This window comes from Brucella sp. RRSP16 (genome assembly GCF_052246815.1).
Classification (GTDB): domain Bacteria; phylum Pseudomonadota; class Alphaproteobacteria; order Rhizobiales; family Rhizobiaceae; genus Brucella; species Brucella intermedia.
On sequence record NZ_JBQQAM010000001.1, the window covers coordinates 19,145 to 43,522 of the forward strand.

Genomic DNA, 24,378 nt, shown 5'->3' on the forward strand with positions numbered 1-24,378 from the left:
ATGGCGGCTGAATCGAACATCGCTGTCGCAATCGTCGGTCTCGGCAAGATCGCGCGCGACCAGCATCTGCCGTCCATCGAGGCCGTCGATGGCATCGAGCTGAAAGCCATCGCCAGCCGCAATGCCGGGCTGGACGGCCTGCCGTCCTTTCACGATATCGATGCGCTGCTTGGCAGCGATGTCGCCATTGACGCGGTGTCGCTCTGCACGCCGCCGCAAGGGCGCTTTCAACAGGCTTATGCCGCCCTGAAGGCGCGCAAGCATGTGATGCTGGAAAAACCTCCGGGCGCGACCATTTCGGAAGTGCAGGCGCTGGAACGGCTCGCGCAAGCGGCAGGCGTGACGCTTTATGCCACATGGCATTCGCGGGAAGCGGCGGCGGTCGAACCGGCGCGGGAATTCCTGAAAGATGCGGAAATCCGTTCGGTCTCGGTCATATGGAAGGAAGATGTGCGCCACTGGCACCCCGGCCAGCAATGGATATGGGAGCCGGGCGGGCTCGGTGTGTTCGATCCGGGCATCAATGCGCTTTCCATCGTGACGCATATCCTGCCGGAGCGCTTTTTCCTGACGCAGTCCGATCTGTATTTTCCTGAAAACCGTGCGGCGCCGATTGCCGCCGATCTCAAATTCCAGACGGAAAGCGGCATACCCGTTTCGTTCGAGCTGGACTGGCGCCAGACCGGCCCGCAGACCTGGGACATTCGCGTCGAGACCGACAAGGGCACGGTTCTGCTCAGCCATGGCGGCAGCCGCCTGGCCATTGCCGGAACCGAGAAGATGGCCGAGCCGGACCGCGAATATCAACGACTTTACAAGCGTTTCGTGCAATTGATCCGTTCGGGGCGTTCGGATGTCGATCTCGCTCCGCTGACCCATGTGGCCGATGCGTTTCTGCTCGGAAAGCGGCATGTCGTCGAAGCATTTGAAGATTAAAGCGCATCCCGAAAAGTGTGAAACGGTTTTCGGACAAGATGCGCGATGAACCAAACATTTGGAATGTCGATCTGATTTTAAGGATCGGCGTCGAAGGAATCGAGACCGCTTTCCGGTCTCTCACCCACGCAGGACAATGAAATGAACAAGCCCGTCTCTCCGAAACCGCCAAAGTTCCGCTCCCGCGCCTGGTTCGACAATCCCGATAATGTCGACATGACCGCGCTCTATCTGGAGCGCTACATGAATTACGGCCTGAGCCAGGAAGAGCTGCAGTCCGGTCGCCCGATCATCGGCATTGCGCAGACGGGATCCGACCTCTCGCCTTGCAACCGTCATCATCTGGAACTGGCCAAGCGCGTGCGCGAAGGTGTGCGCGAGGCTGGCGGCATCGTCATCGAGTTTCCGGTTCATCCGATCCAGGAAACCGGCAAGCGCCCGACGGCGGGCCTCGACCGCAACCTTGCCTATCTCGGCCTCGTGGAAGTGCTTTATGGCTACCCGCTCGATGGCGTCGTGCTGACGATCGGCTGCGACAAGACCACGCCCGCCTGCCTGATGGCTGCGGCAACCGTCAACATCCCAGCCATCGCCCTTTCGGTCGGTCCGATGCTCAATGGCTGGTTCCGTGGCGAACGCACGGGTTCGGGCACCATCGTCTGGAAGGCGCGCGAGCTGCTCGCCAAGGGTGAAATCGACTATCAGGGCTTTGTGAAGCTCGTTGCTTCGTCTGCTCCATCGACCGGCTATTGCAACACGATGGGCACGGCCACGACGATGAACTCGCTTGCCGAAGCGCTCGGCATGCAGCTTCCCGGTTCCGCCGCCATTCCGGCGCCCTATCGTGACCGTCAGGAAGTGGCCTATCTCACCGGACGCCGCATCGTGGAAATGGTTCATGAAGACCTGAAGCCGTCGGATATTCTGACCAAGGATGCCTTCGTCAATGCGATCCGCGTCAATTCCGCTATTGGCGGCTCGACCAATGCGCCGATCCACCTGAACGCCCTTGCCCGCCATGTCGGCGTGGACCTGACGGTCGATGACTGGCAGAAATATGGCGAGGAAATTCCGCTACTGGTCAATCTCCAGCCCGCCGGTGAATATCTTGGCGAGGACTATTACCATGCCGGCGGCGTACCGGCTGTCGTCAATCAGCTGATGGGGCAGGGCCTCATCAATGAGGACGCGTTGACCGTCAACGGCAAGACCATCGGCGAGAACTGCAAGAACGCGACCATTGAAGACGGCAATGTCATCAAGACCTACGACCAGCCGCTGAAGAAACATGCCGGTTTCCGCGTATTGCGCGGCAATCTGTTCTCTTCGGCGATCATGAAGCTCAGCGTGATTTCGGATGAGTTCCGCAATCGCTACCTGTCCGATGACAAGGACCCGAATGCCTTTGAAGGCAAGGCGGTCGTGTTCGATGGACCGGAGGATTATCATCACCGCATCGACGATCCGTCGCTGGAAATCGATGAGCATACGGTGCTGTTCATGCGCGGTGCAGGCCCGATCGGCTATCCGGGCGCGGCGGAAGTCGTCAACATGCGTGCGCCGGATTATCTCTTGAAGAAGGGCATTACTTCGCTGCCTTGCATCGGCGACGGTCGCCAGTCGGGCACATCGGGTTCGCCTTCGATCCTCAACGCTTCGCCGGAAGCGGCCGCTGGCGGCGGTCTCGCCATTCTGAAGACCGGCGACCGCGTGCGCATCGATCTCGGTCGCGGCACGGCGGATATTCTCATCTCGGATGAGGAACTGGCCGAGCGCCGCAAGGCGCTGGAAGCTGCGGGCGGCTATAAATATCCGGAAAGCCAGACGCCGTGGCAGGAAATCCAGCGCGCCGTTGTCGGCCAGATGGAAACCGGCGCGGTTCTGGAAAATGCGGTCAAGTATCAGGATATCGCGCATACGCGCGGCCTGCCGCGAGACAATCACTAAGGCCGGTCCCGATGGCTCTCGATAAAAAGCCATTTGCAGCAGTAGCGGACTGGGGCACCACCCGGTTCCGCCTCTGGACGCTGGATGCCGATGGCAATGTGCTGGGCGAAAGCCGCGGCGATGACGGTCTGCTACAGGCAAAGGAAGCTGGTTTCGAGCCAACGCTCGAACGGCACCTTGCTTCTGTCGGCGCAGCGGACGATCTGCCGGTGGTGATATGCGGCATGGCCGGTTCGCGGACCGGCTGGATCGAAGCGCCCTATATGAGCCTACCCGCCGGGCTGGAGGGCATTGTGAAGGCGGCGGTGGGCGTGCCTGCGCGTCGCCACGTTATCATGCTGCCGGGTGTAGCGCGCCGGGACGAACTGGCCCCGGACGTGATGCGTGGCGAGGAAACCAAGCTTCTGGGCCTCGTGCATCGCGGAACGCGGGATGCGGTGGTGGTCATGCCCGGCACCCATGCCAAATGGGTGCGGATTGCCGATGGCGGACTTGCCGATTACCGCACCTTCATGACCGGCGAAATGTTCGCTCTCCTGAAAGACAGATCGGTGCTGGCCGGGGCGCTGGAAGGTGCGAGTGCGGTCGATCCGAATGGCGAGGCTTTCGCGGCGGGTGTGAAAGCCTCGCTGGAAAGTCCGGCGCTGATATCCAATGCGCTCTTTTCCGTTCGTGCAGGCTGGCTCGTGCATGATCGCAAGCCGACGGACCAATTGGCCCGTTTGTCGGGCCTGCTGATCGGGCTGGAAGTCGCTGGCGGGCGCACGCTCCATGGCGGACCTGAAGAAGTGCTGCTCCTTTCGGACGACACGATGGGTGCGCTTTATGCCAGCGCGCTTGAAATCGCGGGGCTGAAGGTCCGGCGCGTGGCGGCGGACGAGCTGGTGCGGGATGGCCTTTTCATGGCGGCAAGGCACGCCTTCGGAGGAATTGCGCAATGAGCGGGCATATCGCATGGCCGAAATTGCGCTATCCGCTGGTCGCTATCCTGCGCGGCATCCGCTCTCAGGAAACCGAGGCGATTGTCGGCGCGCTGATCGAGACGGGTTTCGAGGCTATCGAAATCCCGCTCAATTCGCCGGAGCCGTTCGTGTCGATCGAGAAGGCCGCGAAGCTCGCGCCTGCCAATGTGCTGATTGGCGCGGGAACGGTGCTGACCGTTGAAGATGTGGACCGCCTCAATGATGTCGGCGGCAGGCTGCTGGTGAGCCCGAATGTCGAGCCGGAGGTCATCCGCCGTGCCGGACAGCATGGCATGGTGACGATGCCGGGCGTGTTCACGCCGACGGAAGCTTTCACGGCGATCCGCGTAGGCGCGTCGGCGCTGAAATTCTTTCCGGCAAGCGTGCTGGGTGCTGACGGCATCAAGGCGGTATGCGCCGTCTTGCCGAAGGATGTTCCGGTCGGCGCCGTGGGGGGCGTTTCCGAGGCTGATTTTGCGACCTATCGGACAGCGGGAGTAAGCTGCTTCGGTTTGGGTTCCAGTCTTTACAAGGCCGGCTTTACGGCAGCCGAGGTTCGTGAACGCGCCGAGCGCGCGGTTGCGGCATGGGACAAGATCGCGGGCTGAGGAGCTTCGCGACGGGAAGAGTTCCGCGTGGCCGGAAGGTGGGGGCGGAAATTTTGGGAGAACGACAGGCAGAAAACCTGTCCCAATTTGGGAGTGAGACAATGGCAGGCATGAAATCTCTAACACTGGCAGTCGCGATGGCCGCGCTTGCCTTTAGCGGTCTGGCGCGTGCGGAAGACAAGGGTCTTGTCGCCGTCGCCATGCCGACGAAGTCTTCGGCGCGCTGGATCGCCGATGGCGACAACATGGTCAAGGTGCTGAAGGAACGCGGCTACCAGACCGATCTTCAATACGCCGAAGACGACGTGCCCAACCAGCTTGCGCAGATCGAAAACATGGTGACCAAGGGCGCCAAGGTTCTGGTGGTTGCGTCGATCGACGGCACGACGCTTTCCGACGTGCTGGCCAAGGCACATGACGCAGGCATCAAGGTCATCGCCTATGATCGCCTGATCCGCGATACGCCGAATGTCGATTACTATGCGACCTTCGACAATTTCCAGGTCGGCGTGCTGCAGGCGCAGTCCATCGAAAAGGCTCTGGACCTGAAGAACAAGCCGGGCCCGTTCAATATCGAGCTTTTCGGCGGCTCGCCGGACGACAACAACGCATACTTCTTCTACAACGGCGCAATGTCGGTGCTTCAGCCTTATATCGATAGCGGCAAGGTCGTTATCGGCAGCGGCCAGACCGGCATGGACAAGGTGGCGACCCTGCGCTGGGACGGTGCAACCGCTCAGGCCCGCATGGATTCGATCCTTTCCGCCTATTATGCCGACAAGAAGCTCGATGCGGTCCTGTCGCCTTATGATGGCATTTCCATCGGTATCCTGTCGTCGCTCAAGGGTGTAGGCTATGGCAGTGGCGACATGCCGATGCCGGTCGTCTCCGGTCAGGATGCGGAAGTGCCTTCGGTGAAGTCGATCCTCGCCGGTGAGCAGAACTCGACCATCTTCAAGGATACCCGTGAACTCGCCAAGGTCACGGTCGACATGGTCGATGCGCTGATGAGCGGCAAGGAGCCGGAAGTCAACGACACCAAGACCTATGACAATGGCGTCAAGGTCGTGCCGTCCTATCTGCTCAAGCCGGTGATCGTCGACAAGTCGAACTGGAAGCAGGTTCTGGTCGATAGCGGTTACTACAAGGAAGACCAGATTCAGTAATTTATTGTTCCGGGCGTATCGGAGGATGTGCCCGGAACTATTCTGCAAGCCATTGCCCCAAACTCCCCAGCCTTTCGGCTGGGGTAGGCTTGGCGATTGACAGCGTTGTCTTTCCAGCGCGGGCAATGGTTGCAGAATTTGTAATGGGAGCGAGCGATGAATGTAGCCAATCCTGTCCTGCGCGAGCAGCCTGAGGGCGAGCCGGATATCTCCGGCAAGCCGCTTCTGGAAATGCGCGGCATCAGCAAGTCTTTCGGGGTTGTCAAAGCGCTGAGCGATGTCAATTTTACCGTGATGCCGGGCGAGATTCACGCCTTTGTGGGTGAGAACGGGGCGGGCAAGTCGACCTTGATGAAGGTGCTGTCGGGGGTCTATCCGCATGGCAGCTATGAGGGATCGATCTTCTTCGACGGCGAGGAACGGCAGTTTCGCGACATCAACGATTCCGAAGCGCTTGGCATCGTCATCATCCATCAGGAACTGGCGCTCATACCGCTGATGACGATTGCCGAGAACATTTTCCTCGTCAATCCGCCCGCAAGCTATGGCGTCATCGACCGCAGCACGGTGCACAAGCGCACCCGCGAGCTTTTGCAGAAGGTCGGCCTGTCGGAACAACCCGATACGCTCGTCACCGATATCGGCGTGGGCAAGCAGCAGCTCGTCGAAATCGCCAAGGCATTGTCGAAGCGCGTGCGGCTCCTGATCCTCGACGAACCGACCGCGAGCCTCAACGAGACCGACAGCGCGGCGTTGCTGGCGCTTCTGCGGGAGTTTCGCGCGCAGGGCATCACGTCGATCCTCATTTCGCACAAGCTCAATGAAATCCGCGAGGTCGCCGACAAGATCACCGTGCTGCGCGACGGCAAGGCGGTGGCCACGCTGGATTGTCATGCAGGCGAAGTGGAGGAGGACGACATCATCCGCAAGATGGTGGATCGCGACCTGGAAAGCCGCTACCCGAAGCGTGATCCCAAGATCGGCGAAGTCATCTTCGAAGTCGATAACTGGTCGGTCTATCATCCGCTGCATCCCGAGCGTCATTCGGTCAAGAACGTATCGTTCAAGGTGCGGGCGGGCGAAATCGTCGGCATTGCAGGCCTGATGGGCGCTGGCCGCACGGAATTCGCCATGAGCCTTTTCGGGCGTTCCTGGGGAACGAATATCAGCGGCGACGCACGTATCAACGGCAGGCAGGCGGATATTTCCACCGTGGCGCGGGCGATCAAGGCAGGGCTTGCCTATGTGACCGAGGACCGCAAGAAGCTCGGCCTGGTCTTAGGCGAAAACATTTCGCGCAACATCTCGCTCGCGCATTTGCGCGGCGTCAGTCCGAAAGGCGTCATCGACGATATTCGCGAAATGAAGATCGCGAATTCCTATCGCGAGCAGATGAGCATTCGCTGCCACAACGTCTATCAGGAAACCGGCACGCTTTCGGGCGGCAACCAGCAGAAGGTCGTGCTGTCGAAGTGGCTCTTCACCGGCCCTGACGTGCTCATCCTCGACGAGCCGACGCGCGGCATCGATGTCGGCGCGAAATACGACATCTACACAATCATCAATTCACTGGCAGACAGCGGCAAGGGCGTGGTCGTCATTTCTTCGGAAATGCCGGAACTGATCGGCATCTGCGACCGCATCGTCGTCATGCATGAAGGTGCCTTTGTCGGCGAAGTCGCCGGCGAGGAAGCAACGCAGGAAAACATCATGCGCGCCATCATGCGGAACAAGGGAAAACGGCAATGAGCGAGAATATCATCGGAAGCAGTGGATCGAAAGTTCCTGCAAGCAGCGTGGGGCGTTATCTCAAGAACAATCTGCGCGAATCCGGCATGCTGCTCTCGCTGGTCGCGATCATGATATTTTTCCAGATCGTGACGGGCGGCGTGCTGATGAAGCCGCTGAACCTCACCAATCTGGTGCTTCAGAACAGCTATATCGTCATCATGGCATTGGGGATGCTTCTCATCATCGTCACCGGCCATATCGATCTTTCGGTCGGCTCGGTCTGCGGCTTTATCGGCGCGCTTGCCGCCGTGATGATGGTGAGGCTCGGCGTGCCCTTTCCCATCGCGGCAATTCTGTGCCTGCTGGTGGGCGGTCTCATCGGTGCGATACAGGGGTTCTGGGTCGCCTATTTCAATATTCCGTCCTTCATCGTCACACTGGCGGGCATGCTGGTCTTCAAGGGCCTGATGCTGGCCGTGCTGGGCGGGCAGTCGGTGGGTCCGTTTCCGGTCGTGTTCCAGAAACTGTCGTCCGGCTTCATTCCGGAAATCATCGGTACGACCGGTGGTGTCTACCTGACGTCGCTCATCATCGGCGTGCTGCTTGCCGGTTTCATGATCTGGCAGAACGTGAAATCACGCCAGCGCCATATTGCCCATGAAGTGGAAACGGAGCCGTTCGGCCTGTTCGTCATCAAGAACATCCTGTTCTTTGCAGCGATTGCCTATCTTTCGCTCTTGATTTCCATGCATCGCGGCTTGCCGAATGTGCTCATCATCATGGCGGTTCTGATTGCGGCCTATGCGTTTCTCACCAACCGGACGGTGCTCGGACGGCAGATCTATGCAGTGGGCGGAAACCGCCATGCGGCAAAGCTTTCCGGCGTGAAGACCGAGCGGCTGACCTTCCTCGCTTTCGTCAATATGGGCGTGCTGGCAGCACTTGCCGGTCTTGTCTTCGCGGCGCGCCTCAATACGGCGACGCCCAAGGCCGGTATCGGCTTCGAGCTGGACGTGATCGCGGCCTGCTTCATCGGCGGCGCATCGGCCTATGGCGGTGTGGGCCGTGTGACGGGTGCGGTGATCGGCGCGCTCATCATGGGCGTCATGAACAACGGCATGTCGATCCTCGGCATCGGCATCGACTATCAGCAGGTCATCAAGGGGATCGTGCTGCTGGGGGCTGTTTGTATCGACGTCTATAACCAGAAGCGCTGATATTTCGGCTCTGGCGGCCTGCAAATGGCGTTGTTTTGCGCTTCCGGTGCTCACGTACCTTTAAGTACGTTGCGCGCCGGTTCTCAAACTCCACCATTTTCGGCTCACCATAGCCAAAATACGCCTGGTGCTTCGCCGTCGGGGGCGGGCGAAGCTCCAGACCACGCCGGAAGCTATTCCGGCGCAGTTCTGTGTTGGGGGCAATAATTTCAGCTTTGTCTGTCGCGACGCTTATCCCTCATCCTGAGGTGCGGAGCGAAGCGAAGCCTCGAAGGACGAGGGCAGGCGTTGTGTGTTTTCCCTCGCCCTTCGATCCTTCGACAAGCTCAGGATGAGGAGCGAGGGAAAATGGGTGCGTCGTGCCTCAGATCGCCGTGCGGCGGGCGTGATCAAGATAGATTTCGCGCAGGCGCTGGGCGACAGGGCCGGGTTTGCCATCGCCGATGGACTTTTCATCGATGACGGTGATCGGCGTGACGAATGTGCCTGCGCTGGTGAGGAAAGCTTCCTTGGCCGCATAGGCCTCATCGATGGTGAAAAGGCGCTCCTCCAGCTTCATGCCGGTCTCGGCGATCAGTTGCAGCAGCGACAGGCGCGTGCACCCGGGCAGGATGGAATTGCTGTTGGGGCGCGTGACGATGACGTCATCCTGTGTGACGATATAGGCGGTGGACGAAGCACCTTCGGTCACATAGCCGTCTTCGATCATCCACGCTTCATCGCAGCCGGCATTCTTGGCGATTTCCTTGGCGAGCGCCTGCGGCAGCAGGCAGACAGTCTTGATGTCGCGGCGCTTCCAGCGCAGATCTTCCAGCGACAGCACGCGCGCGCCGGTTTTCAGCGCAGGCTTGTCGAGCAGGTTCGCTTCCTGCGTGAACAGGACAACCGATGGCTTCATGCCCTTTGCAGGCACGAAATCGCGGTCGCGTCCGTCGCCGCGTGTCACCTGCAGATAGACCAGACCTTCGGTCAGATTGTTGCGGCGGATCAGCTCGCGCTCGATGGCCACGATCTCGTTTTCATCCATCGGCATCGCAATGCCGATCTCGCCGGTCGAGCGGCGCAGGCGCCGCATATGCGGTTCGCTGTCGACGAGCTTGCCTTCCAGCACGGCGGTCACTTCATAGATGCCGTCACCGAACAGAAAGCCGCGGTCAAAGATGGAAATGCGTGCATCGCGGGCGGGAACATATTCACCGTTGACGTAGACAATACGGTTTTCGAGATCTTCTGCTGAAACGGCCATGTGGGATGAATCCTGAAGTGAAAGGGCCGCGACACAAGTCGCGGCACTTTCATATGCCACTGAATGTTTTAAGGGAATATTTTTCGTGCGGCCTGTCTGCCTGCTGCGAGTGGCTCTGGTCAGATTGCAACAATCGAGATCAGAAATGCCGTTCCTTTGCCCCTGATCGTCAGGGGCTCGGCGTTGCCGCCTGCGAAAACCGCGCAGTCCAGTTTCTCCAGGCGAACTGCCCCGGAACCTGAATTCAAATCGAGCTGGCCTTCGGAACAGAAAAGAAGCGCCGGGTTGCCATCGGCCACGGTCAATGTGGTGCCATCGACAGGCAGGCGCCTGACATTATGGGCAAGGCGACCGCGCCGTGTCATGACGTTGAGATCGGTAATGGCCGATCCGATCAGCCGTGCACTGGAACGCGCATCGGCGGCAAAAGCCAGCGGTGCGCTTTCGCGGGTGAGCTTCGTTTCCTCCCCCTCGACATCGAGCAGGATGCCGTCTCCCTCCAGCACCGATAATGTGCGATCGATGCCGGGAAAGACGGAAAACGGGCCATCGCTGGCCACCGTGGCCATGGAAACGCGCCAGTCGAAATCATCGACTGACGCGCCTTGCGGATGAATGGCGATTTCGACCGTGACGCCGCCGCCGTTTTTCCACGGCATGCGGCGATGGTTTTCGGCCTTGAGGATCGTGAGCGCCATTCGACCTCAGTTTCCGAGTATGCCGGGCAGGCGCAGGCCCTGCTGCTTCGCCCAGTCGAGCGCTATGTCATAGCCCGCATCGGCATGGCGCATGACGCCGGTTGCAGGGTCGTTCCACAACACGCGACCGATACGCTCATCGGCATCTTCGGTGCCGTCGCAGCAGATGACCATGCCCGAATGCTGGCTGAAGCCCATGCCGACGCCGCCGCCGTGATGGAGCGACACCCATGTCGCGCCCGAGGCTGTGTTGAGAAGCGCGTTCAGAAGCGGCCAGTCGGAGACGGCGTCCGAGCCGTCCTTCATCGCTTCGGTCTCGCGGTTCGGTGAAGCAACCGAGCCGCTGTCGAGATGGTCGCGACCGATCACGACCGGCGCTTTCAGCTCGCCGTTCCTGACCATTTCGTTGAAGGCGAGGCCAAGGCGGTGACGGTCGCCGAGGCCGACCCAGCAGATGCGTGCAGGCAGGCCCTGGAAGGCGATGCGCTCCTTCGCCATGTCGAGCCAGTTGTGCAGGTGCTTGTTGTCGGGCAACAGCTCCTTTACCTTGGCGTCGGTCTTGGCAATATCCTCAGGGTCACCGGAAAGCGCAGCCCAGCGGAAAGGCCCGATGCCGCGGCAGAAGAGCGGGCGGATATAGGCAGGCACGAAGCCCGGGAAATCGAAAGCGTTCTCCAGTCCTTCTTCCAGCGCCATCTGGCGGATATTGTTGCCGTAATCGACCGTTGGAATGCCTGCGTTCCAGAAGTCGAGCATGGCCTGAACCTGCACCTTCATCGAGGCGCGGGCAGCCTTGGCAACGGCCTTTGGATCGCTTTCCTGCTTGGCGCGCCATTCGGCGACGGACCAGCCGATCGGCAGATAGCCGTGCACCGGATCGTGAGCGGAAGTCTGGTCGGTGACGATATCCGGCTTCACGCCGCGCTTGACGAGTTTCGGGAAGATTTCAGCCGCATTGCCGATGAGCGCAATGGACTTTGCCTCGCCAGCCTTGGTCCATGCTTCAATCTTCGCCAGGGCCTCATCGAGGCTGTGGGTCTTTTCATCGACATAACGGGTGCGCAGACGAAAATCGGCGCGGGTTTCGTCGCATTCCACCGCAAGGCAGCAGGCGCCGGCCATAACTGCTGCAAGAGGCTGGGCACCGCCCATGCCGCCCAGGCCGCCGGTCAAAATCCATTTGCCCTTGAGGTTGCCGTCATAATGCTGGCGACCGGCTTCCACAAAGGTCTCATAGGTGCCCTGAACGATGCCCTGCGCGCCGATATAGATCCACGAACCGGCGGTCATCTGGCCATACATGGCAAGACCCTTCTTATCCAGTTCGTTGAAGTGATCCCAGGTTGCCCAATGCGGCACGAGGTTGGAATTGGCGATCAGGACGCGTGGCGCATCCTTGTGGGTGCGGAACACGCCGACGGGCTTGCCCGACTGCACCAGCAGGGTTTCGTCTTCGTTGAGCGTCTTGAGGGTCGCGATGATCCTGTCGAAATCATCCCATGTGCGGGCTGCGCGACCGATGCCGCCATAGACGACCAGTTCATGCGGGCGCTCGGCCACGTCAGGGTCGAGGTTGTTCATCAACATGCGAAGCGGCGCTTCGGTCAGCCAGCTTTTTGCATTGAGTTCGCTGCCGCGTGGAGCACGCACTTCGCGCTCGTTATGGCGTGGATTGGACATGATGTTCTCCTCAGGAAATTAATTTGGGAGCCAGCTGTTCCAGCTGCTGCAAAAGAGATTTGAGATGTACGCGAAGCTTGTCCGCCTTGGCCTCGTCATAGGCGAAGGGAACGGCTTCTGCGGCCAGATGCGTGGACTGGGCAAGCTCCATCTGGATGGCGTGCACGCCGGTTTCGGGCTTGCCGTAATGACGGGTCGTCCACCCGCCCTTGAAGCGGCCATTGAGGATCGACGTGTAGCCCTCGGCCTGTCCCGTTATCTCGACGGCGGCGGCTTCGATGGCAGGCGCGCAGGTCTTGCCCATATCCGTCCCGATGTTGAAATCCGGCAGCTTGCCTTCGAACAGGAACGGGATGTGGGACCGGATCGAATGGCAGTCATATAGGATAGCGACGCCGTGGATCGCCTTCACACGGCTGATCTCGGCGGCAAGCGCGTCGTGATAGGGCTTGTGGAAACGGGCGATGCGATCCGCAATATCGGTTTCGGTCGGCGCCTCGCCGTCCTTCCAGATTGAAAGCCCGTCAAAGTCGGTTTCCGGGATCAGCGTCGTGGTGTTCTGGCCGGGATAGAGGCTGACGCCTGCCGGGTCGCGATTGGCGTCGATGCAATAGCGGTGGAAGGTGGCGCGAACCATGGTCGCGCCTTCAAGGACACCGTCATAAAGCCGGTGGATGTGCCAGTCGGTATCGGCGAGAATCCTGCCATTTTCATTGAGGCGCGCGCAGATATCGCCGGGAACATCCGTGCCCGTGTGAGGAAGGCCCAGAATGACGGGCGACGTGCCTTGCCGGACTTCAAAGGCGCTCATGATCAGGCCTCCAGCGAGGGCAGGATGCCGCCCGAGACCGCACCGGCAAGCACGCCATCGGCCACCAGATCGGCAGCGTTCCTGAGGTCGTCGGCCATGTAGCGATCGTCTTCCAGCGTCGGCACGCGGTCACGCAACGCGGCGATCACCCTGGCAAGCTCGGGGCTGGTGGTTAGCGGTTCGCGCAGTTCGACGCCGAGCGCGCCGGTCAGCGCCTCGATGCCGATGATTGCATTGAGGTTGGCGGTCATCTGGAGAAGACGGCGCGCGCCATGGCAGGCCATGGACACATGGTCTTCCTGATTGGCGGAGGTGGGGGTGGAATCGACCGAGGCCGGGTGCGCCATCTGTTTGTTTTCGCTCATCAGCGCGGCGGACGTCACTTCGGCGATCATCAGGCCGGAGTTGAGCCCCGGCTTGCGGGCGAGGAAAGCCGGAAGGCCGAAGGACAAGGCCGGGTCGACCAGCAGAGCGATGCGGCGCTGCGAAATCGCGCCGATTTCGCAGATTGCGAGCGCGATCTGGTCGGCGGCGAAGGCAACGGGTTCTGCGTGGAAATTCCCGCCCGATACCGCGCGACCGTCCGAGAGAACCAGCGGATTGTCGGTGACGGCATTGGCTTCGATTTCAAGCGTGCGTGCGGCCTGCCGCAGAATGTCGAGGCATGCGCCGTCGACCTGTGGCTGGCAGCGAATGCAATAGGGGTCCTGCACGCGCTGGTCGCCCTCAAGGTGGCTCTGGCGGATGACGGAACCTTCGAGCAGGGCACGCAGCGCCCGACCGGCATCGATCTGGCCCTTATGGCCGCGCAGCGTGTGGATTTCCTCGTGGAAAGGCGCGTCCGATCCCATGGCGGCATCAGTCGAAAGGGCGCCGGTGATGAGCGCCGTCTGCGCCGCACGATGGGCGCGGAAGAGGCCTGCGAGTGCGAGCGCAGTCGAAGTCTGGGTGCCGTTGATCAGCGCCAGCCCTTCCTTGGCGGCAAGCACGACCGGTTTCAGGCCGGCCTTTTCCAGCGCCTTTGCGCCGGAGAGGCGCTCGCCCTGATAAAAGGCTTCGCCTTCGCCGATCATTGCCGCAGTCATGTGCGCCAGCGGCGCCAGATCGCCGGATGCACCCACGGAGCCTTTTTCGGGGATCATCGGGATCACGCCTTTTTCCAGCATGTCTTCGATGAGGGTGATGACTTCAAGCCGTACGCCGGATGCGCCTCGGCCGAGCGAAATCAGCTTCAGTGCCATGATGAGACGCACGATATTTTCCGAAAGCGGCTCGCCGACGCCGCAGCAATGCGAGAGGATCAGATTGCGCTGCAAGGTGGCGACATCGCCTGCCGCGATGCGGATCGAGGCGAGTTTTCCGAAGCCGGTATTGATGCCGTAAACCGGCTCGTCGCCTGCCGCGATTTCCGCAATGCGCGCTGCCGCTTTTTCAACACCGGCATGAAAGACCGGATCGATGCGGACGGGGAGGCCATCGCGATAGATTGTTTCAAGCGTTTCCAGCGATACGCTGCCGGGCTTGAGGATGATGGTCATGGAAGGCTCCATTGCAAATGAGTTAAAGCTGGCCTTTGAACACCCGCTTCCAGAGCGGATTGAAGCCGATGCGGTAGACAAGTTCAGCCGGACGGTCGACGTCCCATATGGCGAGATCGGCGTCCTTGCCGGTCTCCAGCGTTCCGGTACGGTCGAGTATGCCGAGCGCGCGTGCGGCCTCGCGGGTAACGCCCGCGATGCATTCGTCCACCGTCATGCGGAAGAGCGTTGCGCCCATGTTCATGGTCAGGAGCAGCGAAGTCAGCGGCGACGTGCCCGGATTGTTGTCGGTGGCAAGCGCCATCCTGGTGCCTGCAGCGCGGAAGGCATCGACCGGCGGCTTTTGCGTTTCCCGGATGAAGTAATAGGCACCGGGCAGCAGCACGGCCACGGTTCCGGCCTTGGCCATCGCGGCAGCGCCTTCCGCGTCCGTATATTCCAGATGGTCGGCCGAAAGCGCGCCATAGGACGCGGCAAGTGCCGCGCCATGCAGGTTGGAAAGCTGGTCTGCATGAAGCTTGACGGCAAGACCATGGGCCTTGGCCGCATCGAACACGCGGGCGATTTCATCAGGCAGGAAGGCGATCCCCTCGCAGAAGCCATCGACGGCATCGGCCAGTCCTTCGGCGGCAATGGCGGGCAGCATGTCATTGATGACGCGATCGATATAGGCGGCCTTGTCGCCGTTCATTTCCGGCGGGAGGGCGTGCGCGCCGAGGAAGGTCGTGCGGATCGCCACGTTACGCTCTTCGCCAAGACGGCGGGCAGCTTTCAGGGACTTGATCTCGCTGTCGCGGTCGAGACCGTAACCGGATTTGACTTCGACGGTGGTGACGCCTTCGGCAATCAGCGCATCGAGCCGGGGCAGGGTTTCGCGCACCAGATCGTCTTCGCTGGCGGCACGCAGGTTCTTGACCGAGGAAACAATGCCGCCGCCAGCGCGCGCGACTTCCTCATAGGATGCACCGTTGAGACGCAGTTCGAACTCGTGCGCGCGATTGCCTGCATGGACAAGATGCGTGTGGCAGTCGATCAATCCCGGCGTGATGAGCCGGTTGCCACAATCTATCCTGTCGAAGGAATCATATTCACCCGGCAGCGCGCTTTCGGGACCGACATAGACGATCCTGCCATCCCTGACGGCAAGCGCCGCCCGTTCGATCAAACCGAGATTTGCGGCATTTTCCTCCAGCGTCGCAATGCGAGCGTTGGTGAAAACGGTGCTTGAATTCTTGAGCATGAGCGTTTTCTCGCTTCCCCTGTTTTGAGATAATGTATATACATATTACCGGAACAGCAAAGAAAAAAATGCGCCGGAGCATTTTCGATCTAAAAGCGGAAACTGCTTTGCGTCGAAATGCATGAGAACGAAGTCGAGGAGAGCCTATCCATGTCAGATGCCACGCTCAAAACACGTTTTGTCCATGCCGGTCAGGCGCTCCTCGAGAGCGGCTGGGCCGACGACGTGCGGATCGGCATTGCTGATGGAAAGATCGTGTCGCTTGATGCGGGTTCGTCCGTGAAGCCGGGTGATGAACCTCATGCGGTCGTCGTCGCGGGCATGCCGAACCTGCACAGCCATGCTTTTCAATATGGCATGGCAGGGCTTGCGGAACGGCGCGGCCCGTCCGCCGATTCGTTCTGGAGCTGGCGCGAGATCATGTATAAATTCGCGCTCACCATGTCGCCCGAACAGGCGGAAGCCGTGGCGCTGCGCCTCTACGTCGATATGCTGGAGGCGGGATTTACGCGCGTCGGCGAATTCCATTATCTGCACCATGATCGTGATGGCGCGCCTTACGCCAATCTTTCCGAAATGGCGGATCGCATTGTCTCCGCTGCCGAAAGGGCGGGGATGGGCCTGACGCTCCTGCCGGTCTTTTATGCGCATTCGAGCTTTGGCGGCGCGGCTCCCAATGAAGGCCAGCGCCGGTTCATCAACGATCCGGAGCGCTTTGCGCGACTGCTGGAAGGCTGCAAGCTGGCGCTGGCGGGTTTCGATGGCGCTGTTCTGGGTGTTGCCCCGCACAGTTTGCGCGCCGTCACGCCGGATGAACTCAACGTCGTTACGCAGCTTCTGCCCGATGCGCCGGTGCATATCCATGTGGCCGAGCAGGTGAAGGAAGTCGAGGACTGCATCGCCTGGTCGGGCAAGCGCCCGGTCGAATGGCTACTCGATAATCAGGACCTGTCGTCGCGCTGGTGCCTCATTCACGCAACCCACATGACCGACGATGAAACGAAGCATATGGCCCAGGCGGGTGCGATTGCCGGTCTCTGCCCGGTGACGGAAGCCAATCTCGGCGACGGGACTTTCAACGCGACGGTGTTTGCCGCTGCCGGTGGCAAGTTCGGCATTGGCTCGGATTCGAACGTGCTGATCGGCATTGGCGACGAGTTGCGACAGCTTGAATATTCGCAGCGTCTGTTCCATCGCGCCCGCAATGTGCTGGCCGAAAACGAAGGATCGACCGGGCGCGCGCTGTTCGATGGCGCGGTTGCGGGCGGCAATATCGCCATGGGACGCGCCGGCGATGGCCTGAAAATTGGCGCTTCAGCCGATTTCGTTGCGCTTGATGCGGGGCGTCTGCCGCATGCAAAAGGCGACGCGGTGCTGGACGGCTGGATTTTCGGCTGTCGCGCCCATATCAACGATGTATGGGTGCGTGGCGTTAAACAGGTGGAAGGCGGGCGTCACCGCTTGCGCGATGAAGCCGAGCGTGCTTTCCAGAAAACCATAGGCGAATTACTCGCCTGACAGGAGACGGCATGGCTGGCGGAGATTCGATCGCAAAGGAAACACCGGCGCTTTCGCTGCATCAGCGTATTCTGGACGATATCGAATCGCGCATCCTGTCGGGGGAATGGCTGCCCGGCCATCGCATCCCGTTCGAACATGAACTGACGGAACAATACGGCTGTTCGCGCATGACCGTGAACAAGGCGCTGACCCAGCTTGCCAAGGCGGGCCTGATCGAGCGCAAGCGCCGGTCGGGAAGCTTCGTCTCCTTTCCGCAGTCGCAGGCGGCAATCCTCGAAATTCACGATATTCGCGATGAGGTGGCGGCGCTTGGCGTGGCCTATCGGTTCGAACTGACGAGCCGGCGCGAGCGACTGAGCGGGCCAGCCGACGCAAGGCATATCGATATGCCGCGCCATACGCCGCTGGTGGAACTTGTCTGCCGTCACTTTGCGGGCAAGCGCGTCTTTGCGCTGGAGGAGCGCATCATCAGTCTGGATGCGGTCCCAACGGCGGCGTCAACCGACTTTGCCGAAAATTCGCCTGGCCCCTGGCTGGTTTCATGCGTGCCGTGGAGCAGCGCAAAACACTCCATCCGCGCAATTGCCGCCACGCAGGAAAATGCGGGCGTGCTTGGTATTCCGCTGGGTTCGCCCTGTCTGGTGATCGAACGCCAGACCTGGAACGCTGATCAGCCGGTGACGCATGTGCGCTTTACCTATCCCGGAGACAGCCATGCGCTGGTGGCGAACTTCACGCCGTCGCAGGGATAAGTGGCGTGGAAAAAAGCCGCCGCAGGGGAACAGCGGCGGCTAAAAGGCAGCATGACCTGGGTGTTGGTCAGGCTGCGCGTTTGATGGCGTCGCCGATGATGGAAACGATCGTGTCGATCTGTTCCTTTTCCACGATCAGCGGCGGCGAGAGGGCAATCACATCGCCGGTGACACGGATCAGCAGGCCCTTCTTGAAGCAATCCACGAAGACGTCATAGGCGCGGGCACCCGGTGCACCTTCGCGCGATGAAAGCTCGATGGCGCCGACCAGACCGAGGTTGCGGATGTCGATGACGTTCGAAGCGCCCTTGAGCGAGTGCAACGCTTCCTGCCAGTGGTCGGCAAGCTGCGCGCCGCGGGTCAGAAGACCTTCTTCGGCATAAACTTCCAGCGTGGCGAGACCGGCGGCGGAGGCGACCGGATGGCCGGAATAGGTATAGCCGTGGAAAAGCTCGATGGCGTTTTCCGGGCCGGTCATCAGGCCATCGTGCACCTTGCGGCTGGCGAAGACTGCGCCCATCGGGATGGCGCCGTTGGTCAGGCCCTTGGCGGTGGTCACGAGGTCAGGCACAACGCCGAAATAATCGACGGCAAACGGCGTGCCGAGGCGCCCGAAACCGGTGATGACTTCGTCGAAGATCAGCAGGATGCCGTGCTTGTCTGCCGTGGCGCGCAGGCGCTCCAGATAGCCCTTCGGCGGCAGGATGACGCCAGCCGAACCGGACATCGGTTCAACGATGACAGCAGCGATCTTTTCCGCGCCATGCAGTTGCACCAGGCGTTCCAGATCATCCGCCAGTTCGATGCCATGCGCAGGCAGGCCCTTGGAGAAGGCGTTCTTCTCGATATCGAGCGTGTGGCGGAGGTGATCGGCGGGAATCTGCGGGAAGACGCGGCGGTTATTGACGAGGCCGCCGACGGAAATGCCGCCGAAACCGACGCCGTGATAGCCCTTTTCGCGACCCAGAACCATGGTGCGGGTGCCCTGTCCGATGGCGCGCTGATAGGCGATGGCGATCTTCAGTGCAGTGTCGACCGATTCCGAGCCGGAATTGGTGAAGAACACGCGATCGAGCTTCGCATCCGGTCCGCCGGGCGCAATAGCGGCTAGCTTTTCGGCAAAGTCGAAGGCGACATTGTGGCCCATCTGGAAGGTGGGCGCGAAATCCATGGTGGAAATCTGGCGTTCGACCGCTTCGGTAATGCGCTTGCGGCCATGACCGGCGTTGCAGCACCACAGGCCAGCCGTGCCGTCCAGAACCTGATTGCCGTCGGTGTCGGTGTAGTACATGCCCGAAGCACTTGCGAGCAGGCGAGGCGCTGCCTTGAACTGCCGGTTTGCGGTAAACGGCATCCAGAAATTCTCAAGGCTTGGCGCGTTGGTTTTGGTGAGCATGGTGTCCTCCTGTTTGGGGGTAGCAGGACACGCTTTGCGAAGGGCAACAAGTCCTTTTCTTCAAAATATTAAGCTATTGTTTTCATGTGGGATAATTATCAGGTTTGTGCTATATCGAACATCATAAACATGAAGGGAAGGTTCGATGAGCATCGATATCGGCGGGAGGCTTCGTTATGTGCGCATGCGGCAGAATCTGTCACAGCGCGAGCTTGCCAAAAGGGCAGGCGTGACCAATTCGACCATCTCCCTCATCGAAGCCAATCAGTCCAACCCGTCGGTCGGCGCATTGAAGCGCATTCTCGACGGTATTCCCATCGGCATGGCCGAGTTTTTCGCGCTCGAACCGGATGCGCCGCACAAGGTATTCTATCAGGCGGAGGAGCTTGTGGAAATCGGCAAGGGGCCGATCTCCTACCGACAGGTGGGCGACCATCTGTTTTCACGTTCGCTGCAGATGCTGAAGGAGCGGTACGAGCCCGGTTCAGACACGGGCAAAGTGCTTCTAATGCACGAGGGCGAGGAGGGAGGCATCGTCATTTCAGGCCGCATTGAAGTGACGGTTGGAGCCGAGCGCCGCATATTGGGGCCGGGCGATGCCTATTACTTTTCCTCAAAGCTGCCGCACCGGTTTCGTTGCGTCGGGCCGGTGCCGTGCGAAATCGTCAGCGCCTGCACGCCGCCAAGTTTTTGACGGCGCACAGGCATTCTCTTATTCGTAGCGGGAAATGCCAAGGTCGTCCGCCCGGATATCCGGCTTGTTGCCGGAAATAAGGTCGGCGAGCAGCTTGCCGGAACCGCACGACATGGTCCAGCCAAGCGTTCCATGACCGGCATTGATGAACACGTTGTCATAGCGCGTCGCACCGATGATCGGCGTGGAATCCGGCGTCATCGGGCGCAGGCCCGACCAGAAGGTTGCAGCTTTCAGGTCGCCGCCGGGGAACAGGTCGGTGACCGACAGATCCAGCGTTGCGCGGCGCGCGGCAGGCAGATCCTTGGTGAAGCCCGACACTTCCGCCATACCGCCGACACGGATGCGGTCGCCAAGCCGAGTAATGGCGATCTTGTAGCTCTCATCGAGTACGGTCGAAACCGGGGCGCGTTCTTCATTGATGATCGGCGCAGTAATCGAATAGCCTTTCACGGGATAGATCGGGGCGTTGAGGCCGAGCGACTTGACCAGTGCAGGCGTATAGCTGCCAAGCGCAACCACATAGCGGTCGGCAGTCAGAATGCCTTGCGAAGTCTCGACGCCGGAAACCTTGCCGCCGGACATCAGCAGCGACTTGATGTTGACGCCGAAGCGGAATTTCACGCCAAGCCCTTCGGCAATCTTTGCCAGCGCATTGGTGAATTTGAAGCAGTCGCCGGTTTCGTCATGCGGCAGGCGCAGGCCACCGACGAACTTGTCCTTCGCATGCGCAAGCGCCGGTTCCACCTTGACGCAGCCTTCGCGGTCGAGCACTTCGAACGGCACGCCATCCTGGCGCAGCACTTCAATGTCCTTGCCGATGCCGTCAAGCTGGTACTGTTCGCGGAACAGCTGGAGCGTACCCTGCATGCGCTGGTCGTATTCGATGCCTGTATCCTTGCGCAGATCGACAAGGCAATCGCGCGCATATTCGGCCACGCGCACCATGCGGGTCTTGTTGATCTTGTAGCGGCTGTCGGTGCAGTTGGCGAGCATCTGCAGGAGCCAGCTGTACTGGACCGGATCGCAGGTCGGGCGCAGAACGAGCGGCGCGTGCTTCTGGAACAGCCATTTCGCGGCCTTGAACGGGATGCCGGGAGCAGCCCAGGGCGAGGCGTAGCCGGGCGAAACCTGGCCGGCATTGGCAAAACTCGTTTCCAGTGCCGGGCCTTCTTCGCGGTCGACAACGGTTACCTCATGACCGAGCTTGGCGAGGTAGTAAGCGGTCGTAACGCCGATGACGCCGCTGCCGAGGATGGTGATCTGCATGTTCGCCTCTTGTCTTATGCTTTTATGTCGCTCGCGCCGCTCTCCACGTAGACACGTGCATAACGGTTGCCGAGCGCAGTCAGAATTTCATAGGGAATGGTGTCGCAGTCGCGCGCCACGTCTTCGAGACGCTGGTGCGGACCAATCAGTTCCACAAGGCTGCCGAGTTTCAGCGTGCCTTCCGGCAATGCGCTGACGTCAAGCGTGATCGAGTCCATCGATACGCGACCGATGATTGGCAGGCGCGTATCGCCAAAAAAGGCAGAACCCTTGTTGCTGAGAGAGCGGAACCAGCCATCGGCATAGCCCACCGCAATGGTCGCGACCCGCGTCGGGCCTTCAGCGACATAGGTGCCGCCATAGCCAACCGCCGCTCCCTTGTCGATATCGCGCACCTGAATGACACGTGCCGAAAGGGTGAGGACAGGAACGATCTCATTTTCGGGCCCAACGCCATAAAGCGCGACGCCGGGACGGGCGAGGTCGAAATGATAGGATTTATCAAGAAAGCTGCCGCCGGAATTGGCGAAGGCAACCGGAAGTTTCGGCAGGCGCACAAGCAGGGCCGTCATATTGGCAAGCTGGCGCGCGTTTGCCGCATTTTCCGGCTCGTCGCCGCTGGCCAGATGGCTGATGACAAACTTGATGTCGATATTGTCCAGAAGCGCGAAATTTTCCAGAAGGCGCTCGAATTCACTGGCGGAGAGGCCAAGACGCGACATGCCGGTATCGAGTTGCAGAAGGGCAGGCAGCTTTCTGCCCTGTCTGGCGGCGAGTGCCCCCCAGTTTTCGATCTGTTCCAGCGAGTTCAGCACCGGCAGGATGCCGTCGCGAGCACAGGCTGCTTCCGTTCCCGGCTGAAGACCGTTCAGAACGTAAAGTGTCGCATCGGGCTGGAGAAACGGCTTCAGCGCAATGGCCTCGCCAAGATGGGCGACGAAGAAATCACGGCAACCGGCATCGTAAAAGGCCGGGGCAACGCGGCTGGCTCCGAGGCCGTAGGCATCCGCTTTCACGACAGCAGCGGCGCGCGTGGGCGCGATATGACGGGCAATGGCCGAATAATTGTGCCGCAGCGCCGCAAGATCGATGGTCAAGACGCCGCCGGCGGCAAGGTCACGCTCGTCCTGTGAAAATTGCATCGCCATATCAACCATTTACGCGGTTCTTTCCAAGCATCCGACTACTCGATGAGAACGTCTGGAGGCCGCTGGCGATATGGATCGCGCGCCGCCCAGAGCGTATAAAGCCCCGGCGGAGAAACCCGGCCGCTCCTCACACCCACAGCTTGCTCATATATTAATCGAAGACTATTCGAATGTTTTTGCTATTTATCGCATATTATGCGAATTTCCGCACAAATTGCGCATATTTTAGCTTTCCGGTTGAAGATTATTCATGGCAACGCTCGACAGTATAGACCGCAACATCATCCGTTGCCTGCGCCGTGACGGGCGCATGACCAACAGCCAACTGGCCAGCGAGGTGGGGCTTTCCCAGTCCGCCTGTCTGCGACGGGTGCAGATATTGGAGGAAAGCGGCGTCATCCGTGGCTATACGGCCATCGTCGGCTCATCCGGTGGCGATGAGCGGCTGGTCGCCATCGTGCGCATTACGCTCGACCGGCAGACGGAGGAATTTCTGAACCGTTTCGAGGAAGCGGTGCGGCGGCATCCCGAAGTGCAGGAATGCTATCTCATGACGGGTGATGCAGATTACATTCTGCGCGTCGAAGCTGAAAATGCTGCGGCCTATGAGGTCATTCACAAGGAAATCCTGTCGCGATTGCCGGGTGTCGCGCGCATTCATTCCAGTTTCGCCATCCGCACGGTGCTGTTGTCGAAAGCGCCGGTTTCACGCGGCTGAAATGAAAAAAGCCCGGCTGAACCGGGCTTTGCTATTCAAGTGAGCACGATGCTTAACGGAATTCGTAACGCAGACCGGCGCGGATCGTGTGCATGTTGAAGCCGTTGTCCTTGGCCTGCGTTCCGGTGGCGCCCGGTCCTTCGGCGTTGCCGTAAGGGTTCGTGTTGCGGTCGTCGGCATCGTATCCATAGGCCTTGCCGCCATTGATACGCATATAGCGATAGCCAACATCCAGCTTGAGTTGTTCGGTGAGGTCATAGCTCACGCCAGCCATGAGAGCCATTGCAAAACGCCAGCTGTCCAGTCCGCCCTTTTCGCTGGAATAGGTGCAGCCAGCGCAGACTTCATGGGATTTCCAGTCGTCATATCTGACATAGGCAGCACCAAGGCCCGCGCCGAGATAAGGCGTGACAGGGCCGGTACGCGGCAGGTCGACATAAGCGTTGGCCATGGCCGTCCAGATATTGGCCGTGGACGAATCCTCGTAGTTGCAATTGTCCTCGACGGGATTGAGCCCCTTCCCGGACTTCACATAGCTCGGACAGGGGGTGCGCCCGTTGATGCCTGCGCGGAAGTAGTCCAGCGTGGCATCGGCGCGGAATGTGTCGGTAAAGCGATAGCCGACACCCACGCCGTAGGTTGCACCTGCCTTGAGGTTGAAATCGTCGTAACGCAGCGTGTCGTCAATGCCGCGATAGGGCGGATCGAACTGGTTCCAGAAGTTCCACTCACCGCCCGTACTGGATTTGAAATTGTAACCGAGGTCGCCACGGATATACCAGCCGGAGGCATTGACCGGTTCCGGCATTGGTTCAATAACAGGCTCTGCAATTATATCAGCGGCAAAGGCCGCACTCGATCCCGCCATCAGACTGACAGCCACGATGGCAATGGCGGAAATGCACTTCATCGGTTCCCACTCCAAATCCGAACAGAAAATCGGCTCACAAGCCGCATTGCCGGATATGGTAAAGAGATATGTTTAACACTTGGTTATTAAGTAACCCTGCGGTGTATTTTCTACCGGTACTCGCGCCAGGCGCGATATTGTATAAGTAATAGCTAAAGTATAGGAGCCGACACGGGGCCGGCTCCAAACA

The 24,378-nt window shown here is 60.2% G+C and carries 21 protein-coding genes; 11 read left to right on the plus strand and 10 right to left on the minus strand.

Annotated elements, in window-relative coordinates:
• The 7 genes from ACS5UA_RS00085 (at position 1) to mmsB (ending at position 8,567) form a co-directional block, all read left to right on the plus strand.
• Positions 1–936, plus strand: a complete 936-nt coding sequence (locus ACS5UA_RS00085; protein WP_443101049.1) for a Gfo/Idh/MocA family protein — start codon at positions 1–3, stop codon at positions 934–936.
• A gap of 141 nt (positions 937–1,077) precedes the next feature.
• Positions 1,078–2,883 carry an IlvD/Edd family dehydratase gene (locus ACS5UA_RS00090; protein WP_443101050.1) on the plus strand — a complete coding sequence of 602 codons (1,806 nt, stop codon included), beginning with the start codon at positions 1,078–1,080 and terminating at the stop codon, positions 2,881–2,883.
• 11 nt (positions 2,884–2,894) lie between these two features.
• Complete coding sequence (locus tag ACS5UA_RS00095) at positions 2,895–3,824, plus strand: 2-dehydro-3-deoxygalactonokinase (RefSeq protein WP_443101051.1); 930 nt, start codon at positions 2,895–2,897, stop codon at positions 3,822–3,824.
• Positions 3,821–4,453 carry a 2-dehydro-3-deoxy-6-phosphogalactonate aldolase gene (locus ACS5UA_RS00100; protein WP_443101052.1) on the plus strand — a complete coding sequence of 211 codons (633 nt, stop codon included), beginning with the start codon at positions 3,821–3,823 and terminating at the stop codon, positions 4,451–4,453. Before ACS5UA_RS00095 ends, ACS5UA_RS00100 begins: the two co-directional genes overlap by 4 nt.
• Positions 4,454–4,554: 101 nt before the next feature.
• Positions 4,555–5,619 carry a multiple monosaccharide ABC transporter substrate-binding protein gene (chvE, locus tag ACS5UA_RS00105; RefSeq protein WP_312969653.1) on the plus strand — a complete coding sequence of 355 codons (1,065 nt, stop codon included), beginning with the start codon at positions 4,555–4,557 and terminating at the stop codon, positions 5,617–5,619.
• Between the two features lie 156 nt (positions 5,620–5,775).
• Positions 5,776–7,368 carry a multiple monosaccharide ABC transporter ATP-binding protein gene (gene mmsA, locus ACS5UA_RS00110; protein WP_151657788.1) on the plus strand — a complete coding sequence of 531 codons (1,593 nt, stop codon included), beginning with the start codon at positions 5,776–5,778 and terminating at the stop codon, positions 7,366–7,368.
• Positions 7,365–8,567, plus strand: a complete 1,203-nt coding sequence (mmsB, locus tag ACS5UA_RS00115; protein WP_006467502.1) for a multiple monosaccharide ABC transporter permease — start codon at positions 7,365–7,367, stop codon at positions 8,565–8,567. The genes mmsA and mmsB overlap by 4 nt, the downstream gene beginning before the upstream one ends.
• 364 nt (positions 8,568–8,931) lie before the next feature.
• Here the strand turns inward: mmsB and ACS5UA_RS00120 are convergent, their stop codons facing one another.
• The 6 genes from ACS5UA_RS00120 to hutI all read right to left on the minus strand — a co-directional run bounded on the left by ACS5UA_RS00120 (position 8,932) and on the right by hutI (position 15,780).
• Complete coding sequence (locus ACS5UA_RS00120; protein ID WP_443101053.1) at positions 8,932–9,813, minus strand: D-amino-acid transaminase; 882 nt, start codon at positions 9,811–9,813, stop codon at positions 8,932–8,934.
• Positions 9,814–9,932: 119 nt separating this feature from the next.
• Positions 9,933–10,511, minus strand: a complete 579-nt coding sequence (locus tag ACS5UA_RS00125; protein ID WP_443101054.1) for a HutD/Ves family protein — start codon at positions 10,509–10,511, stop codon at positions 9,933–9,935.
• Positions 10,512–10,517: 6 nt separating this feature from the next.
• Positions 10,518–12,191 (minus strand): urocanate hydratase, encoded by a 1,674-nt coding sequence (gene hutU, locus ACS5UA_RS00130; protein WP_443101055.1) that lies wholly within the window; start codon positions 12,189–12,191, stop codon positions 10,518–10,520.
• A 10-nt stretch (positions 12,192–12,201) separates the two neighbouring features.
• Positions 12,202–13,002 (minus strand): N-formylglutamate deformylase, encoded by an 801-nt coding sequence (gene hutG / locus ACS5UA_RS00135; RefSeq protein WP_443101056.1) that lies wholly within the window; start codon positions 13,000–13,002, stop codon positions 12,202–12,204.
• A 2-nt stretch (positions 13,003–13,004) separates the two neighbouring features.
• Positions 13,005–14,540: a histidine ammonia-lyase gene (gene hutH / locus ACS5UA_RS00140; protein ID WP_443101057.1), complete on the minus strand. Its 1,536-nt coding sequence runs from the start codon at positions 14,538–14,540 to the stop codon at positions 13,005–13,007.
• A gap of 22 nt (positions 14,541–14,562) precedes the next feature.
• On the minus strand, positions 14,563–15,780 hold the full coding sequence (gene hutI, locus ACS5UA_RS00145; RefSeq protein ID WP_443101058.1) for an imidazolonepropionase: 1,218 nt from the start codon (positions 15,778–15,780) through the stop codon (positions 14,563–14,565).
• A gap of 150 nt (positions 15,781–15,930) precedes the next feature.
• On the opposite strand from hutI, the gene ACS5UA_RS00150 reads away from it, so the two are divergent.
• Complete coding sequence (locus tag ACS5UA_RS00150; protein WP_443101059.1) at positions 15,931–17,298, plus strand: formimidoylglutamate deiminase; 1,368 nt, start codon at positions 15,931–15,933, stop codon at positions 17,296–17,298.
• Positions 17,299–17,309: 11 nt separating this feature from the next.
• Positions 17,310–18,053: a histidine utilization repressor gene (gene hutC / locus ACS5UA_RS00155; RefSeq protein ID WP_121995529.1), complete on the plus strand. Its 744-nt coding sequence runs from the start codon at positions 17,310–17,312 to the stop codon at positions 18,051–18,053.
• Positions 18,054–18,120: 67 nt separating this feature from the next.
• On the opposite strand, the gene ACS5UA_RS00160 is transcribed toward hutC, so the two are convergent.
• Positions 18,121–19,449 (minus strand): aspartate aminotransferase family protein, encoded by a 1,329-nt coding sequence (locus ACS5UA_RS00160; protein WP_006467493.1) that lies wholly within the window; start codon positions 19,447–19,449, stop codon positions 18,121–18,123.
• Positions 19,450–19,594: 145 nt separating this feature from the next.
• Between ACS5UA_RS00160 and ACS5UA_RS00165 the strand changes: the two genes are divergently transcribed.
• Positions 19,595–20,143, plus strand: coding sequence for a cupin domain-containing protein (locus ACS5UA_RS00165; protein WP_006467492.1), 549 nt, complete (start codon positions 19,595–19,597; stop codon positions 20,141–20,143).
• An 18-nt stretch (positions 20,144–20,161) separates the two neighbouring features.
• Here ACS5UA_RS00165 and ACS5UA_RS00170 read toward each other — a convergent pair whose 3' ends face one another.
• Both ACS5UA_RS00170 and alr read right to left on the minus strand, forming a co-directional pair.
• Positions 20,162–21,412, minus strand: coding sequence for a D-amino acid dehydrogenase (locus tag ACS5UA_RS00170; RefSeq protein ID WP_006467491.1), 1,251 nt, complete (start codon positions 21,410–21,412; stop codon positions 20,162–20,164).
• Positions 21,413–21,426: 14 nt separating this feature from the next.
• The gene (alr, locus tag ACS5UA_RS00175) at positions 21,427–22,569 is read right to left on the minus strand and encodes an alanine racemase (RefSeq protein WP_443101060.1); all 1,143 of its coding nucleotides are present in this window, start codon (positions 22,567–22,569) and stop codon (positions 21,427–21,429) included.
• Between the two features lie 241 nt (positions 22,570–22,810).
• Between alr and ACS5UA_RS00180 the strand changes: the two genes are divergently transcribed.
• The gene (locus tag ACS5UA_RS00180) at positions 22,811–23,278 is read left to right on the plus strand and encodes an Lrp/AsnC family transcriptional regulator (protein WP_021587044.1); all 468 of its coding nucleotides are present in this window, start codon (positions 22,811–22,813) and stop codon (positions 23,276–23,278) included.
• A gap of 52 nt (positions 23,279–23,330) precedes the next feature.
• Here ACS5UA_RS00180 and ACS5UA_RS00185 read toward each other — a convergent pair whose 3' ends face one another.
• A complete protein-coding gene (locus tag ACS5UA_RS00185) occupies positions 23,331–24,188 on the minus strand; it encodes an outer membrane protein (RefSeq protein ID WP_006472849.1) in 858 nt (285 codons plus the stop codon).
• Positions 24,189–24,378 lie beyond the last annotated feature (190 nt).